We start from the raw sequence: 16,201 nt of genomic DNA on the forward strand, positions 1-16,201 counted from the left end.
GCTTCAGAAGCCGGACACGCGATCGATCGCCTGCTCGAACAGGCCGGCCAACGCCGGTCCGGCGAGCGCCCAGATCACGACGACCAGGCCCGCCGTCATGAGCGTGATGAGCACCCAGCCGGGTACGTCCCCGGTCTCGTCCTCGAATGAATCGACGAGACGGGCGCGAACCGCCGCCTCCAGCCGAGTCCACCATCGCAGCATCCGCATCTCCTTCTGTCTCATCCGACCCCCAGCCGCAGCATGAGGATCCCGGGGAACACCGCGAACAAGACGCTCAACGGCAGAATCAAGAACACCAACGGCACAGGCATGGCACTAAGGTACCTTTATGGACTGCGTCATCTACACGCGCATCAGCCTTGATCGCACGGGTGAGGGGCTAGGTGTGGCCCGCCAGGAGCAGGAATGCCGCGCGCTGGCTGAGCGCCTGGGCATGACAGTCGTCCACATATACAGCGACAACGACATCAGCGCCACGAGCGGCAAGGTGCGCCCTGGCTTTGAAGCCATGCTGAACGTCCAGCCCCCGGCTATCGTCGCCTGGCATCAGGACCGGCTGCTGCGCCTGACCCGCGACCTGGAGCGCGTCATCGCCCTGAACGTGCCTGTCTACACCGTCACCGCTGGCACCCTGGACCTGACTACACCCGCAGGCCGTGCGGTGGCGCGCACCGTGGCCGCGTGGAGCCAGTACGAGGGCGAGCAGAAGGCCACACGTCAGGTCGCCGCCAACGTGCAGCGGGCAGCCAGCGGCGTGCATCAGGGGCGGGTGGGCTACGGCTACCGACGTGACGGCGCGTGTATCGTGCTGGAGCCTACCGAGGCCGCGACTATCCGGGCTGCGGTGGCGCGCGTGCTTGACGGTGAATCGTTGCGGGCGATCTGCAAGGACCTGGATGCGCAGCAGGCACCGACGCCAGGCCGGGGCGCGCGGTGGAACACCACGACCTTGAAGCAGCTATTGCTCAGGCCCAGCCTGGCCGGGTTGACTGTACACAGAGGGCAGGTGGTAGGCAGTGCTCCGGATGACTCCCCCCGCGTCATCGACGAGGACACCCACGAACGGATCAAGGCCGTGCTGACTGACCCGCTGCGCCGTACTGCACCGGCAGGCCGCTCACCGAAGTATCTGCTGGGCGGCATTGCCCGGTGTGGTCGCCCTACAGGCGAGCTGGATGAAGCCGGCGAGCCGGTGGAGTGCGGCGGGGTGATGGTGCGCGCGGTGGGGCGGAAGACGCGCCAGGCCAACGGCAACGAGAAGCGCCAGCCGCCGAGCTACGTGTGCCGCGAGTGCTACCGCGTGCGCCGCAAGCAGGACCCGGTTGATGCGCTGGTCGAGGGCATCGTGCTGGGCCGCTTGCAGATGCCCGACGCGACGCAGTTGTTCAGTCAGGGCGACCCGGCTGCGGTGCAGGATGCCCGCGACAGCATCGAGGCGCTGGATGCCCGCCTGGCCAACGCTGCCGACATGTTCGCCACGGGTGACATCAACGCGGCCCAGCTCACGCGCATCACTGAGCGACTACGGGCTGACCGGGTGCAGGCTGCCGCCGCCCTGGATGCTGCGCTGCCTGGTGCCGTCCCTGCTGAGCTAGTCGGCCCCAACGCGCGCCAGGTGTGGGACGGGCTGTCCATGGACGTCAAGCGCGCTGTGCTGGATACCCTCGTGACGGTGACCATCCTGCCCAGCGGCAGCGGCAAGGCGTTCGATCCGGACTCCGTGCGGGTCGCGTGGAAGAGCTAGAGGATTCACCGTCGCGGCTCACTCCCTATGCTGAGCCCATGCTGCACACGCCATTGCACCGAGCACTCGGGGAGCGCCCGGGACCCCTCACCGATCAGATGATTGACGACGCTGTCGCCCAGGGCATTGCGGAGGGCGACGAACTCGACTGGAAGACAGCTCTCCCTCCTGAGAAGAGCTTTCGCGACTCGGACATAGTGAAGGACATCGCAGCGTTTGCGAATGCAGGTGGCGGCATGCTCGTCTTCGGCGTGACGGACACCGGCGCTGTAGCGGACGGTCGCCACGACGCGGGTGAGTTAACCGAGGGCTACGAACGCACCATCCGGCAGGTGACCATGGCGGCCATCACTCCCCCAGTGTTCGGGGTCCAAGCCTTTGCGATACCTTCCACGACTGGCATGCGTGCAGTCGCACTAGTGATCCCAGCGAGTCCGGATGGCCCGCATCTGGTGTATCGAAATGACCAGTTCGGTGCACCGCTGCGCACCGGGGCGGACACGCACTGGATGAGGGAGCGCGAGATCGAAGCCGCGTACCGGTCTCGCTTCGAAGGCCGTCGCCGAGGCGAGGAAGAACTGCAACAGATCTACGACGACCTAGCATCGGCCGCCGGTAGGACTGAGTGCGCGGTGCTCGTCGGAGCTGCAAGGCCCCGGAGCAGAAGCTCGAGACGTGGCGAGCCTGACGCGGTGCCGAGCCTTATCAATCGCGCAACCTTGCTGACCCGCTGGTGGCTGGCAGAGGCCGACAAGTACAGTCCGCTCGAGGATGTCCAGCCGTATCGGCCCCGCCCGACACTCGACGGACAGTACTTGCCACCGGACAATCCCGGCGACTATCGGGAAGCTCACGCTGTGGTGCTGGACGACGGGTCGCTGGGCCTGTCTTGGCGCGCCGGAGGCCACGTGCGTGACAAGTCCGGCAAACACCACGACGTGCATCAGATCCCCACACTGGCCGTAGAAGCCTTCGCTGCCGCATTACTTGCCATGGTCCATGCCGTCGCCGCAGATGGTCCGGCTGGAGACTACGACGTCGTTCTCGGCGTTGAGTTCGAGGACGCCGCTGGCCTGACACCCGAGTTCCATGAACGCAACGCTGCCCCTCCGGCGGGAGTGCATCGACCTCTCGGTGGGCGCTTCCGTGCCGTGCGGGCCGCCGTGGATCCGTCGGTAAGTGATGCTGATTTCATCCGAGCCGCGATTGCGCTCGCAACCTCCGCGCTTAACCAAGTGGGATTCAAGAAGCCCACGATCCTCGACCCGATGCTCCCCCCACGCCCGCGAGAGTGGGGCTGGTGATCCATTAGCCGGAGAGGCTAGTCGCAGTTCATTTGCTTGAAGGGTCCTGTTCAGGCTTGCCGGTACTACTGCCCTGCCTGCCGTCTACGCTCGTTCTCCAATGTCTGCGCAAACTTCGTCCGCAGCAGTGCGTGCATAAAGACCGACCGCATAAGCACGACGACCTCGAGGCATGACGCCACGAAGAGAACCGAGAGCACCCCGAAGAACCACGGCTCGAGGCCAGGTGGGAGGAACTCGGCCGTCGCAGCAAACCCGACTGCGCCCAAGAGGGTCGCGACCTGAACGCCGACCGCGATCATGAACGGCCGCAAGAAGCCGAGCACTCCGGAATCCGATGCTTGGAGGAGCCGCAGGTAGGAGTCCGACAGCAAGGACGTTACGAGCGCGACGCCGGCGAAGACGATTGCAACCAGGGCTGCCGCTACACCGACGTACAGGCTCGCGACTTCAATGCGATCCCGAGGCGTTCCCAGTGCGAACAATCCGACTGCCAGTCCGATACCGAGAACGAAGCTCGCGGCAGTTTCGACGGAGAAGACGTCGCTCAGCCGCAGGCGCCCAACTGCACGCCAGAAACCGACCTCGCTACGAACTTCGCCCATTAGTCAGCTGCCGCCTCTCCGTCTGGCGCTCAACCGCATCAAGCACGCTGCTGGTCGCAGTTTCCCAGTCACTTCCGACAATGTCGATCGAGGTGCGTGCGACCTGCTTCCGCTGGTCATAGTGAACTGTTCGCCCCCGCCGCTTCCCTTTAGCCCACACTCGACCGAATGCGTATCGCAGAGCTGCGACCATGAATCCTTGCGTGGTGGGGTCTTCTTGGACGGCTTCTTTTTTGAGCCCGGTGGTCTCGTCTCGCGCCCGAATCTCCTCTTTGATTTGATCTGCCTCGTATGCGTCGAGTCGTTCAAAGAGCTCTTGGAACTGCTCCTCACCGTCCGGATTGGGACGCTCAAAGACCATGCGCAGGGTCAGCAGTTGGTCTAGGTCTTGCAACCATTCGTAGAACTCCTGAGAATCCCCGAGGGGCTCAACGCTCCACTCCGTAGTCGCGAACTCCGTCTGCCGCTCGCCGAGGTTGAGGATTTGGCTGAGGACATCGCCCAGGACGGACTCGGTGGAGAAGGACGGGTTCTTCAGTACCCCCAGGATGCGTCCATCTGATGAAAACGCCACGGGAGACACGGCGCTCTCGTCTCGGGCCACGAGGCGGTCCATCCAACTGTGTTGCTCCTCATCCCACGACTGGTTGACAGCCTCGCCCGAGCGCGCCCAGCCCAGGCGGCCAGTGAACGTCCCGCGCTCTCGGTTGAATCTAAGGTCTCCGAGCCTCCAGGTCCGTTTGTACTGCGTGCCGCTGGTAGCCGGCTCGGCGGGTTCCAGAACGCGCTCTAGATGGCCAAGTAGATCAGGGTCCGGATGGAACAAGGACGGGTCGCCACCGATCGGACGCCGATTGATCCTGTAGAAGAGAACCTCCTGACCCGGCTTCGCGAACCACATCTGACTATTGCCGGCACTCTCGACTCCGCCGCCGCTGCCCCCATCGGCCATTCAGGGCCCCTTCCCCCATGTTGCCCTGAACACTAGCGGAACCGAGTGGGTACGAATGATGCGCCGCTTCCGAGGGGCATGCAGGAGCGACCTCAGTCTTCACTCTTCTCGGCAACTGCCAAGTACGCTCGGCTTACGACGTCGTCAATATCGACGATCGCCTGGTTGAAGGCCTCCGCGTGGACTAGCGCGTTCGCGCGCATCTCGGAGTGAAACTTCACAAGGTCCGCTTTACGCTTCATCGTCATGCTGACGCCGATTGAAGACGCGTAGTCCTGAAAATCGAGTTCCCACCAACGCAGGAGACGTTTGCTCCACGCGATGTGGCCGAATTCAGACACGAGCACGGATCGCAGTGTCGTGGTCATCTTGTAGAGCTCGTTGCGCTGATCAGTCGCGAGCCGACCGAGCCTGTTCAGGTTTGCGGCGACACTCGACAAATCAGCTGGAATAGGCGCAACTCCAAGGTTCGTCTTCGTGATCGTGACGTATCCGCCTGCCATGGCTGCGAACTGATTCGCAGCGATAAACCGCTCACTGAAGGGCGTCGAGTTCAGGAGCGCCACTAAGCCGTATGCGTCAAGCTCGCTCAGCGGAACCACAACAACGGTTGACTTTGCAGGCAGGTATGTATGCGGTGTGGAGACCACAGCCTCCACGCGTTGAGCCATACCCGCGACAGCGATCATTGACTGCCCAAGCCACGCTTTCGGTTTGGGCAGGTCGGCCTCCGCCACAACCGGAGCGGTGTACACCTGCTTGATATACCTCATCGGCCAAAGCGCCCAGTCGACGCTGTATGGATCGATGGTGCCGGTATTGATCACCTTCAGTTTCGTCATGGCGCTGGCATCATCGTCGAGCACCTCCTTGAGTGCGTACGCTTCTGCGACCGCAGCCGCCGAGTGCACAGCAGCGATCGCTGAGAGCGGTCGAGTTCCGGCCGGCGGCGCCTCATGAAACAGTCCATCCCAGGTGCCGGTTCCCGGGAGCTCGACAAGAACGACCTCGTTATGGGGGCCAAGACCAGAAGCAACCTCCACCGTTCCTGTCGATGGCGCTTTGCGGGTCGTGACAATCACCGGATAGACATCAACGTCAAAGATGCCGTCGCGGGACACATCCGTGATCGAAACCAGAGAGCCGTGGTCTTCGATGTATTCACGAAGGGCCTGCGCGTACGGAGCGCTGACGATCTTGTTGGGGACGATCATGGTGCAGACTCCCCCACTCCTCGTGAGGTCGAATGCTCGCTGAAAGAACGGCACGAACAGATCCCAGTTGCCACTTGCCGAGGTGAACGCGCCCGTGATGAACGTTCGCTCCAGCGGCGAGGTCCGGACCATCGTCTCGGAGTCGACATACGGCGGGTTCCCGATGACCACATCAAATCCGCCGTCTCCGAAGACGTCGGCGAACTCGGCTTCCCAGACAAGAGCGCGGGCTCCGGCTACCGCATGGTCGGAAATGAGGCTGTTGCCACAGCGGATGTTCGCGTCCAGGGTTGTCAGCTGCTGCCCCTTTCGAGCAGACTTCAACCACAGGCTCAGCTTGGTAATCTCAACCGATCCTGCGTTGACATCCACGCCAAAGAGGTTCTGCTGGAGGATCTCCTTGATGAAGTCTTCTCCCGCAAGCAAATCATCGCCAATTATCTGCGCGATGCGCCGATGCTCGGCAGCGAGGTAGTCAAGCGCTCCGACGAGGAAGGCGCCGGACCCACAGGCGGGGTCGAGCACGCGAATATTGTGCAGGAACGTCCGGTACTGCATGTACGCCACGCGCTCAAGTTCCGCGTACTTCTTGTCCCCGATTCGCTCACGGAGGTTGTTGTCTCGAATGAAGCGCTCCTCCGCCGTGCGTAGGTACCGCCCCAGAGACTCGTCGATGATGGACCGGACCGCAGCCTCGGGAGTGTAGTAGATGCCACCCATCTTTCGCTGCGACAAGTTTGACTCAGCGAGAGAACCCGTAGATGCGGCTGCACTCTGGATGAGTTCGAGATCGTTGATGGACTGTTCGAAAATGTGGCCGAGAATGGAAACGCTGAGGTCCTCCACGAAGTTGTACTGGCTCAGGTTGGCGAGGTCCCGCAGGGCCGCGTCACCGATATTCATGGAGTCGAGAACGTCATCCTTCGCGTAGAGGCCGCCGTTGAAGCCACGCGCAATTCCGAGTTTTGCGCTGCCCTGATCGACCGCCTCGAAAAATGACCGGAACGTGGACCATAGGCTTCCGAACGAGCTAGCGTCCCCGTCGCGCAGCACCCGAGCAACAGTCTTCTCGGGAAGAAGGCCACGGTCCTCTGCGAAGCAGGCGAACACAATTCGGTCTACGACCTTCTGCGCCTTGTCGATCACCACGGCGGAATCAAAACCGCGGTCGCCGTTCAGCAGCCAGATGCTGCTAATGAGTCGTGCGCGCGCGTCCCGGTAGTCCGCGTAGAACTGGCGCCCGATCTCCTCCTGCTTGCCCCGAATGTCCAGGAGCATCTCCTGTGTGGGCGTCTTGCCCACCGGCGCCACGAAGCGACTACTGGCCAACAAAAGGTAGAAGACCCTGAATGTCAGGTAGTCGTCAGCGGGGTCCACGAGGTCGTCGAGCGTCCACGCCTCGTAGTCCAGTTGGTTGTCGTTATAGAGCCGAAACTCGTAGAAGTTGCTGACGATAACAAACTCGCAACCCCGATACTGCGGGCGGTACTTGAAGCCCTGCTGCACGGGGCTTAGGTTGCCGTGGTTCTTCTGAGGCCTATCCAACGAGATCGACGCGCCCTTTAGCTCAACCACTGCAACAGTTCGCTGCATTTGAGCCGCAGAGTCGAACCAACCAATGCGAGCGTCCGGAATTTGTCCCGTGTCAGTAGAGGACTTCGCCTCGAACGTGAAGGGCGACGCGGGCTTGTCTACATAACCGAGCACGACGCCAAACATGTCGCGGTTGTACGCCTGCTCCCGAGACGTTTCGTTGTCGGCCTTCAAAGTTCCATTGTGATAGTCGTTCTGCCACGCTCTCAGCGTCTCAATCTTGACCGCCAGATCGGGGATCTGCAGGTCGGCCGCTAGCTCACGCAACTGGAACTCACCGAAAAGACTCGCCACCCTCGCAGACTAGCTGAGGGGACATATGCCCCCTCGCGCGACCCGCCACCCATCGCTCACAACCCCCGCGCGCTTGCCATCCGCGCGCCCTGCTCATCGCTAGACGCAGTGTCAGCAGCCCGGAGGCGCTTCTGCACCTTGGCGACTGTGTTTGCTGACCACGGCTCTCCCAGTGCGGTGCTGAGACCCTCCGCGTTCAGCTGCGCAGCAACCGCGGCCAGCGTGTGCGTAGCGCGCAACTCGAGCAGACGATCTCCCGTAGGCCTGGGCAGGACCGACACACGCCCCATGTGCCTGCCTTGACGCTTCGCAGCCTGCATCGCAGCTGACGTGCGCTCCCCGATGACCTCCCGCTCCCACTCGGCCACGCTCATCATCACGTTGGCCACAAGCTTGCCCGTGGGGGTGCTGGTGTCCACCCCGAGGTCGATAGCGACGACGGCCCACTTTCGCGCTGCGGCCAGCTTGAGGATGCCTGAGAAGTCATGCACGCTGCGGCTCAGACGGTCGAGCTTCGCCACCACGATGCCGTCAATGTCACGGCGCTTAGGCAGGACGTGCAGCCGGGTAAGCGCGGCCTGAAGCTGGGGACGATCCATGCTCTTGGCCGACAAGCCCTCGTCCACGTAGTAGGTAACCTCCCACCCGTGAGCGTCGGCATATCGCTGGATCGTGTCTCGCTGAGCGCCCAGGCCCAGCCCGCTGGTCGCCTGCTCTTCCGTCGACACCCGGAGGTAGCCGACCATCGTTGTCATTGGGTGACCTCGGTCTCAGCCACCGACGTGACGTGCGTTTCCTGCGCCTCGTCGGCGGGCCACTCGTCACGAGCGAGTTGCTGAATGGCGTCGTGGTGACGGCGGAGTGTCGCGTTCACATGATCTCCCTGAAATAGAACATTTGTTCGACTGCATTAAACTATGCCGCAAGGGGACCCTTCAGGCCAGCAGACTGCTGAACACTGGTTTCATTCGCTGAGCGTTAAGCGCATCTACAGTCGACGCTGTCCCGCCGTCTGAGATGTCAGGCTCCGCCTGCGGCCTTCACTGCGGCGAATTGATGGTTGCGGCTGTGCCCCTGCTCTGCCATGCTCTAAGCAACCGGTCGTCCCTTCGACCGGTGGGCACCGACCAAGCGGGCCGCATATCAAACCATCTGACGTTTGTTGCGCGCTTGAGACGGAGGCTCCGAGATGATTGACATCGGCTACATAGTCGCTCCCCTTGCCGGGGTCTATGTGGTGGCTCTTGTGATCGCTGTGGCCAAGGTCTTGAACCTCAAGAGCTTGATTGCTGTCTGGACCGCGCACCTCGAGATGCGTGCAACCGCCCGTGCAATGCGCGCCTCAGGGGCGTCGGACAAAGCGGTCGCACGATTCCTCGCGGACCACTCGCTGGCCCGCGCAGGTCAGTCGCCATAAGGCTTCCACTCCGCCGGGCGTGCTCGCGCGAGCGTCCTCTAGCTGAGCCGAAGCGGTGCCCTGGGGCTTCTGGCTCCCGTTCCCAGCCACAGGCGAAGAGCCCCCGGCGGGTGCCGAGGGCATCTCAAATCTGGGCGATGCACCGCCCAGCAGGGCGCGGCAAAAAGGGGGTCCGAAGAGCCGCGCCCAGTCTTGCGGTCTGTTCCGTCTGCGCTGAGAACGTGATCGAGTTGTTCGAGCGCGCTATTCAGGTCGCGCCACGCGGCGTCAGGGCTCATGACGTCTTCCTCCTGCGCAGCGTGGGGCATGTCCACACAACCGCGAGCGTTTTTCAGTAATCGCAGGCCTCCGATCCCGCGCTCTTGACGCTGCGCAGCGGTACCGACGACGTGGTACCAGTACCGGACCCCGGTACCGCTCGATGCCTGTACTTGCAGGGAAAAGGTGCGGTGGTACTGGGTGGTACCCCTCCTTATAGGGGGGTACCGCCGGTACCGCAGTACCCTGGACGTGAGTGGGCCTGGCCCGGTACCGAGGAATTGTCATAAGTTGCCCTCTCGTGCGGACAACCACGGGCAGCTGTCGTCGTGGATGACGGTCAGGTGATGCACGCCGAACGCGTCAACTTCTAGCCGAGTGCGGACGTTACAGTCGGGGCAGTGGTAGGCGCGGGCGAAGCACACTGCGCGGGGGTCGAGCTCAGGCATTGGCCATCGCCTCCCGGTACTGCCGCAGGGCTTCCAGCGCACGGGGACCGCCCCACTTCATGCGGGCCATGACGTCACGCTTGGAGGTAGGCGCAGGGTCAAGCGCGCGCAGCTTGTCCACATCTGACTCGACCATCTGCACCTCAAGCGAGCGGGTCGGCGGCTTGACTGGTGCGTCCTGCGGCGCGAAGAACCTCCACTGCGGCTGGTCCTGGGCATCGCGGTTCAGGCCGAAGCTGGCAGCGCGCGGGCGCTTACCGTCACGCGGGGAGTTGTCGCGCACGTTGCCGGGGCGGTCCTTGACGATGCGCAGGTCGGCGCGGCCACCACCGGACGGCGTGAACGTGATGACGTTGACGACCTCGTAGTAGGCACCGTTCGCGGCGCGCTTCTTGGCCATCGTGCCCGACGCCCCGTACGCGCGGGAGTCATGACCCTTGGCCAAGTGGTCGATGGTCACGACGCACGCGCCCTGAGTCGCCAGCCGCGCAGCCACCTTGCGATTGACCGACGTGAAGTCATCAGCCGAGTCGCTGGATGCACCGAACAACGGCAGCAGCTCGCCCACGCTGTCGATGACGACGTAGTCCGGCCCCCACTCGGCGGCGTCGGCCACTGCGCGCAACACGTCCTCCTGACCGTCGAGCACTTCACTGGCAAGGCGGAACCGGGCGCGGTCCATCAGCACGCTGGTGTGGACACCGAACCCTTGCAGCAGCGCCACCATGTCAGGCCCGCCGTTGTGGTCAAGGTCGAGCCACAGCACGCGCCCACCAGCAGCCAGCACATCAGCCGCGATGCACGCCGCGATGAGCGTCTTACCCGACTCGGGGTCGCCCATCAGGGTGTTGACCTTGCCCCGGTAGAACAGCCCCTGGCCGTCCGTGCGCGTGCCGATGGTGGCCTTGGCCCTGCGGCGGGCACCGCGCAGTACCGCAGCAACGTCTACGTACAGGTCATCGCTGTCGTGCTCGTCGCGTGCGCGCGACACGTACTCGGTCGGGGGTGCCTGCATAACGGCGTCCCAGTCGGCCTCAACCCGCGCAATGGCCCGTGTCCATGCCTTGTCGAACGCCTCGCCCGCGTCCGGATAGTTGCGGGTATAGCGTTCACGCGCAATGTCGTACGTGAGTCGGCGACCGTAACCCATCATCAGGGCGTCGACCAGCGGCGTCAGCAGGGCCAGCAGGTCAGGATTGCTCACGCCTTCAAGCGGCATCGCCGCGGCGAGCCTGCGCGCCTTGGCGCTGGGCTCGGGGCTGCGCTCTTCGGCCAGCCAGGCATCCAGCGACACTGTGGACGAGTACCCGTGCTCCTGACGCTGAACGACACCCCATGCCGGGGCCGGTGCGAGCTGCGGTGCCTCGGTGAGCGCGGGGCCGTTGTAGATGACTATGCCCTGGCCTGCTCGAATGTCCACACCTTTCATGCCGTGCACGTCGGTGGCGATGGTGCAGTCAACGTCCGCAGGGGCCGCGTAGAAGTCGTGACGACCCTTGCCGCTGCGGCTGGTGTAGTGGAACGTGCGCGGCAGCGGGCGGCCCTCCGCCTTCAGGCTGGCGAACCCATCGCGGCCGTCCTTGCGGTCACGGTCAACCACCAGCAGGCCGCTGCGCCCGCAGTGGATGCCCACGCGCTCATCGCGGCGGAACCACTTCCTGATGGCGGCACGGTCGGTGGTCGCTTCCTCGCCCCAGCGGACCAGTGGCTTGCCGTTGGCAGCGCACGGGAAAACATGCCAGCCGAGCGCGGCCAGGCTGAGGGCGACGTCTACCGCGCTCACAGAACGACCTCAACAACCTGGTGGTTGCCGGTGCAGCGTCCGCAGCAGCCCAAGCGATTGATCTGCTTCAGTGCGGCGAGGGCGTCAGCAGCGTTGCCGTGCAGGGTGACGGACACGTCATTGGCAGCACCGCACCACGAGATGGTCGCGTAGGGGCCGGACCCCTGCACCCACAACACGCGCCGCGCACCGATCTTGCACTTGATCCAGGCGTGATATTCACGGTGGTTCTGGCTGCATTTGTGGCGACGCCAGGTGCCGACCTGGGCGCTCATCGCTGGCCCCCCGTCCGCAGCAGCCCGGTGAGGAGCTTGATCTGTTCGGGCGTGAGGGGCGGCGCCTTGGCGACGTTGCGTTCGATTGCGGCCTGAATGTTGGCCAGAGCCAGCTCACGGCGGGCATCGGCAATCTGGCCTGGATCTTTGGTCTGTGAAGCCCTGGCCACTGCCACGGCCTTCTGCTTCTTGATGGACGACATGAGGGATGCCCCTAGGACTGAGCCCCCGGAGGAGCCCACGACACGGGGCCACGCAACCGGAGTGAATCGACACGGGAAGCCCTGCCTCAGCCGGGGGCATTTCGCCCGCACCAGCATCAGTCAGTGCTGCACTACCTGCCCAGCCGTTTCGGCTTGAACAGTTGTGCCGAGGTGTCCCTCGACCAGCGCCAGGATTTCCCTGACCCTGTCCGTGCCGCTCTCCACGGCCACCTGCTCCACCGCATTTCGCGGCGTCTGCTTTTGACGTACGATCCGTCGGTGCACCCAGAGGCATTTCGCCTGGGGCATGTCGCCCGCCAACCCAGGCATCCGCCCCGGCTGCTGTTGCTATAACAAATTCTGCATGCCGAGACACCGCGCGCCAAACCAATCGAAGAAACCCCGGTCAGATGGCGTGTTCGGCTGCTGTACCGGCCCCGCACGCCTGCGCCGCGCCGATGCGTTGGCGGTGCCTGCGGCAGTGGTGGGGCCAGGGGCAGGCTGTCAGACCGCTCAGAGGGCGCTCAGAGCCGCTCGCACCGACACCCGTGGGCGGCATGCTGGGTGTCCACACATGGCAGGAGCCGGCTCGGGGCTGGTGGGCCACCGCACGGCGTCAAATTGCCGCGCTGGCAAGCCGTGGCCCAGAAGGTATGTTTACGCAATTGTTTGGGGCACGAGCATCGCGATCTCCTTACGCCCGGCGCTCTCGAGGAGTGCGCGCTTGGCGTCTTCGCGCGCATCCGAGGCCTGCGCGTGCAGCACGTCCGCGAGCGGCGCGCCGCGATCGATGGCCGCGACGATCTGGTCGATGCTCCGGCTGACCGCCGGCAGCGCGATGCGCCGCGACATGCCTGCCAGCGCCTCCGACAGCGACGAGCCCGTGCCGACCTCGACGACCGCGACGCGCACTTCGCCCGTCAACTCGCCCGCGCCCACGGCGGAGACACGTCGGAGTGAATCGAGGATTCCCTCCCCTGCCGACAGGCACAGCGCAAGGAACTCCAGCACCGTGGGAAGCTCCTCGCCGATGCGCGCGAGCCGCGCCGATGCGGCACGCGAGAGGAGGTGGTCGCACAGCAGGAACGCGGCCACTCCCCCGACGACCGGGAGGAGGACGGATGCGGCGCTCGCGCGACCGAGGAGGACCAACGCCACGGCGCCGGCTGCGCCGATTCCGAATCCTGCGAGGGTCCACCCGAGTTGCCGCGCCCGGAAGGCGGTGACATCGATCGGCCTGCCCGCCTGCCGAAGGCGCCGCTCGATCGTCTCCGACGAACCCACCGCGCGACCCAGAACCTCCGCCGCGCGGCGGCCGAGCATGGCCGAGTCCCAGCCGGGCCCCGTCCCCTCGACCACGACCCCTCGGGGATCGACCACGTCGCGCACGTACGGGGCGACCCTGCGCGAGAGACTCGTCGCACCGATGCGCGGCAAGCGCGCCAACAGCAGGCAGACGCCGAGCCCGAATGCCGTGCCCAGCACGATGGCCACGGCGAGTTCCGTCGCGACCATCATGCGAACCACCGCCGCGGTTCGGGAAGCCGGCCCAGGCGGATCATGATGCGGTACGCCACGACCGACACCACGGCTCCGATCACGATCAGCACCACCCCTTCCGCGCTCCCATACGCTCGCGCGCCCTCCGGCCGCAGCGCGAGCAGACCCAGGATCACCCACGGCGCCGTGACACCGAGGACCGCGGCACCCCGCACCCACGACTGACGAGCTTCGACCTCCGCGCGCAGAGCCGCGTCCGCCCGCACCGATGCCGAGAGGGCGCGAAGGACCGCCGTCAGCTCGGTGCCACCCACCTGCCTCGCCATCCGGAGGGTCTCCACGATGCGGTCGGCGACAGGATCACCGAGATTCTGCTTCAATCGCACCGCCGCGGAATCGAAGTGCCCCGACGCGGCGATGTCACGCGCGAAGGCGGCGAAGGCCGGACGCAACGGCGCCGGGGCCGAGTCGGCGAGCGCGGCGACCGCGTCCGGCAGCGACATGCCCGCGCGCACCGAGGCGATGAGCAGGTCGCACACGTCCGGCCAGAGTCCTCGTCGTGCGCGGCGGAGCCGCGTGCGACGGGCGCGGAGGAAGCCGAAAGGCGCGAACGCGGCCGCCACACCGGCGACGAGGGCGAGGACGACCACCGGGATGATCAGCCAGGCGATCGCCGTGGCCAGCAGTGCACACAGACCGGCGACCGCCACGACGCTGCTCGGCGCAACCCTGGCCAGACCGGCCCCCTCGAGCAGAGCCCCGAGCCCGCCGGTGACCGCGGCGGGCACCTTCGGGCGGTGCGGCCACACCCAGGGCGAGATCGACAGCAGGATGCCGGCGGCCAGCGTCGCTCCCCAGATCCACGTCATCGCGCGGACCCATCGTCGTCACCCGCGTCCGGATCGCGTCGCTCGGCTGCCGTGCTCCCGAGGGACCGGTCGTGGTAGAGGGTGCGGGCGCGGATCCCGCCCTCGTCCACCCCGTCGGGGGTGACGATCTCGGTGACACGGCGGCGCCCGTCGGGTGCGCGGCGACAATGCGCGACCAGGTGAACCGACGATGCGATCGCGGGCTGGATGAACCCGGCATCGATGTTGCGCCCCGCCAGCAGAGGAAGCGCGGCGAGCTTGGCGAGCGCGTCCCGCGCGGAGTTCGCGTGCACGGTCGCGGCCCCGGGCACGCCGGTGTTCAGCGCGAGCACGAGATCAAGGGCTTCGGCGTCACGCACTTCGCCGACCACCAGGCGATCCGGTCGCATGCGGAGCGCCTCTTTCACGAGACGTCGCAGACTCACCTCGCCCGTCCCTTCGAGGCTCGGCTGACGGCCCTGCAACGACACCATGTCCGGAGCATCCACGGCGAGTTCGAAGGTCTCTTCCACGGTCACGATGCGCGTCTCGGGTGCGCAGGCGGCGATGAGCGCCCCGAGGAGCGTCGTCTTCCCGGCGTGGGTGGCTCCAGAAACCACGATGCTCCGCCCTGAACGGACCGCATCGAAAAGGATCTCCGCGGCCTCGGGGGCGAGCGAGCCGAGACGCACGAGTTCGCCGAGGTCACGCAGGTTGGCCCGGAACTTCCGGATGTTCACCGCCCAATGACGGCGGGTGATGTCGGGGATCACGACGTGCAGCCGCGACCCATCGGGAAGGGACGCGTCCACGAAAGGCTGCGAGAGATCGACCCGACGCCCGGTGGAGTGCAGCATCCGCTCCACGAGGTCCCGCACCGCGGTGTCGGTCAGTTTCAGGGGAACCCTCTCCGACACTCCGTCCCGTGCCACATGGATGCGGTCGGGCGCGTTGATCCACAGCTCTTCGACGGTCGGGTCGTCGAGGTAGGACTGCAACGCGCCGAAACCGGAGACCGACGCGAGCACCTGCCGGACGCACGCCGCCTCGTCATCCACCGGCCGCAGGCCCCGTGCGAGTGCGAAATCGTTGTGTCGACGCACCTCCGAGCGGGCGATCTGCGCGGCACGATCCGGTTCACGGGACGGGTCGGCGGCTTCACGGCGCAGCCGTTCGCGGACGCGCTCGGCGACCGACACGGCGGGGTCGGCGGCGATGGTCACGCGGGAATCCTTGCAAGTTCGGCGTGTCCGTCGTCTTCGTTATCCACAGGCCGGCGGGGCGGCCCGACGGTTCATACCCGAATCCGGACCGCGGCATAGCCGCCCCATAGCCGACGATTCCACACTCGGATCAACCCCACCGGACCATCGACCAGCGAGGAGCACCGATCATGAGCGAACGAGCACGCGGACGCCGCAACGCCCGGCTGACCACCCTGATGCTCGGCGTGGCCGGCCTCGTCGGCGCCGGCGCCACCGCGCTGGTCGTCGGCGACGCCTTCGCGACCGAGACCGTCGCCGAAGGCGTCACCACCGGCGAGACCTCGTCTGGCGCCTCGAGCACCTCGGAGGACACCTCCGGCACGGCCACCACCCCGGCCGAGACCGTCGACGACGCCGAGTCCGACGACTCCTCGGCCCAGGAGACATCCGGAACCGACACGGACGACGCCGCGCAGACGGTCGAGAGCGAGGACTCGGGTTCGGTGACCTCGAGCTCGTCGTCGGACGCGGCCGCCACCTCGAGCGGATCGTGA

16 protein-coding genes are annotated in these 16,201 nt (G+C 65.5%); 4 read left to right on the forward strand and 12 right to left on the reverse strand.

Features of this window, described 5'->3' with window-relative positions; genetic code table 11:
* Positions 1-3: 3 nt before the first annotated feature.
* Positions 4-204 carry a hypothetical protein gene (locus RZO50_RS11170; RefSeq protein ID WP_322599806.1) on the reverse strand — a complete coding sequence of 67 codons (201 nt, stop codon included), beginning with the start codon at positions 202-204 and terminating at the stop codon, positions 4-6.
* A 127-nt stretch (positions 205-331) separates the two neighbouring features.
* Between RZO50_RS11170 and RZO50_RS11175 the strand changes: the two genes are divergently transcribed.
* Together RZO50_RS11175 and RZO50_RS11180 are read left to right on the forward strand one after the other, a co-directional pair.
* Complete coding sequence (locus tag RZO50_RS11175) at positions 332-1,747, forward strand: recombinase family protein (protein WP_322599807.1); 1,416 nt, start codon at positions 332-334, stop codon at positions 1,745-1,747.
* A gap of 38 nt (positions 1,748-1,785) precedes the next feature.
* Entirely contained in the window at positions 1,786-3,051 is a 1,266-nt protein-coding gene (locus RZO50_RS11180; protein ID WP_322599808.1) for an AlbA family DNA-binding domain-containing protein, read from the forward strand.
* Between the two features lie 65 nt (positions 3,052-3,116).
* Here RZO50_RS11180 and RZO50_RS11185 read toward each other — a convergent pair whose 3' ends face one another.
* The 5 genes from RZO50_RS11185 to RZO50_RS11205 all read right to left on the reverse strand — a co-directional run bounded on the left by RZO50_RS11185 (position 3,117) and on the right by RZO50_RS11205 (position 8,583).
* Complete coding sequence (locus tag RZO50_RS11185; protein ID WP_322599809.1) at positions 3,117-3,656, reverse strand: hypothetical protein; 540 nt, start codon at positions 3,654-3,656, stop codon at positions 3,117-3,119.
* Positions 3,640-4,608, reverse strand: coding sequence for a hypothetical protein (locus RZO50_RS11190; RefSeq protein WP_322599810.1), 969 nt, complete (start codon positions 4,606-4,608; stop codon positions 3,640-3,642). The genes RZO50_RS11185 and RZO50_RS11190 overlap by 17 nt, the downstream gene beginning before the upstream one ends.
* A 92-nt stretch (positions 4,609-4,700) precedes the next feature.
* The gene (locus RZO50_RS11195; RefSeq protein WP_322599811.1) at positions 4,701-7,709 is read right to left on the reverse strand and encodes an Eco57I restriction-modification methylase domain-containing protein; all 3,009 of its coding nucleotides are present in this window, start codon (positions 7,707-7,709) and stop codon (positions 4,701-4,703) included.
* Between the two features lie 56 nt (positions 7,710-7,765).
* On the reverse strand, positions 7,766-8,464 hold the full coding sequence (locus RZO50_RS11200) for a recombinase family protein (RefSeq protein WP_322599812.1): 699 nt from the start codon (positions 8,462-8,464) through the stop codon (positions 7,766-7,768).
* Positions 8,461-8,583: a hypothetical protein gene (locus tag RZO50_RS11205; protein WP_322599813.1), complete on the reverse strand. Its 123-nt coding sequence runs from the start codon at positions 8,581-8,583 to the stop codon at positions 8,461-8,463. The genes RZO50_RS11200 and RZO50_RS11205 overlap by 4 nt, the downstream gene beginning before the upstream one ends.
* A gap of 315 nt (positions 8,584-8,898) precedes the next feature.
* Between RZO50_RS11205 and RZO50_RS11210 the strand changes: the two genes are divergently transcribed.
* On the forward strand, positions 8,899-9,126 hold the full coding sequence (locus RZO50_RS11210) for a hypothetical protein (RefSeq protein WP_322599814.1): 228 nt from the start codon (positions 8,899-8,901) through the stop codon (positions 9,124-9,126).
* Positions 9,127-9,825: 699 nt separating this feature from the next.
* On the opposite strand, the gene RZO50_RS11215 is transcribed toward RZO50_RS11210, so the two are convergent.
* From RZO50_RS11215 to RZO50_RS11240, 6 genes are all read right to left on the reverse strand, one after another.
* Positions 9,826-11,616, reverse strand: coding sequence for a bifunctional DNA primase/polymerase (locus RZO50_RS11215; RefSeq protein ID WP_322599815.1), 1,791 nt, complete (start codon positions 11,614-11,616; stop codon positions 9,826-9,828).
* Complete coding sequence (locus tag RZO50_RS11220) at positions 11,613-11,891, reverse strand: hypothetical protein (RefSeq protein ID WP_322599816.1); 279 nt, start codon at positions 11,889-11,891, stop codon at positions 11,613-11,615. Before RZO50_RS11220 ends, RZO50_RS11215 begins: the two co-directional genes overlap by 4 nt.
* Positions 11,888-12,094: a hypothetical protein gene (locus RZO50_RS11225; RefSeq protein ID WP_322599817.1), complete on the reverse strand. Its 207-nt coding sequence runs from the start codon at positions 12,092-12,094 to the stop codon at positions 11,888-11,890. Before RZO50_RS11225 ends, RZO50_RS11220 begins: the two co-directional genes overlap by 4 nt.
* 657 nt (positions 12,095-12,751) lie before the next feature.
* Positions 12,752-13,612 carry a type II secretion system F family protein gene (locus RZO50_RS11230; RefSeq protein WP_322599818.1) on the reverse strand — a complete coding sequence of 287 codons (861 nt, stop codon included), beginning with the start codon at positions 13,610-13,612 and terminating at the stop codon, positions 12,752-12,754.
* Complete coding sequence (locus RZO50_RS11235; RefSeq protein WP_322599819.1) at positions 13,609-14,463, reverse strand: type II secretion system F family protein; 855 nt, start codon at positions 14,461-14,463, stop codon at positions 13,609-13,611. The genes RZO50_RS11230 and RZO50_RS11235 overlap by 4 nt, the downstream gene beginning before the upstream one ends.
* Positions 14,460-15,665 carry a CpaF family protein gene (locus RZO50_RS11240; RefSeq protein WP_322599820.1) on the reverse strand — a complete coding sequence of 402 codons (1,206 nt, stop codon included), beginning with the start codon at positions 15,663-15,665 and terminating at the stop codon, positions 14,460-14,462. The genes RZO50_RS11235 and RZO50_RS11240 overlap by 4 nt, the downstream gene beginning before the upstream one ends.
* A gap of 170 nt (positions 15,666-15,835) precedes the next feature.
* Here RZO50_RS11240 and RZO50_RS11245 point away from each other — a divergent pair, with 170 nt between their 5' ends.
* Positions 15,836-16,201, forward strand: a complete 366-nt coding sequence (locus tag RZO50_RS11245) for a hypothetical protein (RefSeq protein ID WP_322599821.1) — start codon at positions 15,836-15,838, stop codon at positions 16,199-16,201.

It is taken from the genome of Microbacterium xanthum (assembly GCF_034531355.1).
GTDB classification, from domain to species: Bacteria; Actinomycetota; Actinomycetes; order Actinomycetales; family Microbacteriaceae; genus Microbacterium; species Microbacterium xanthum.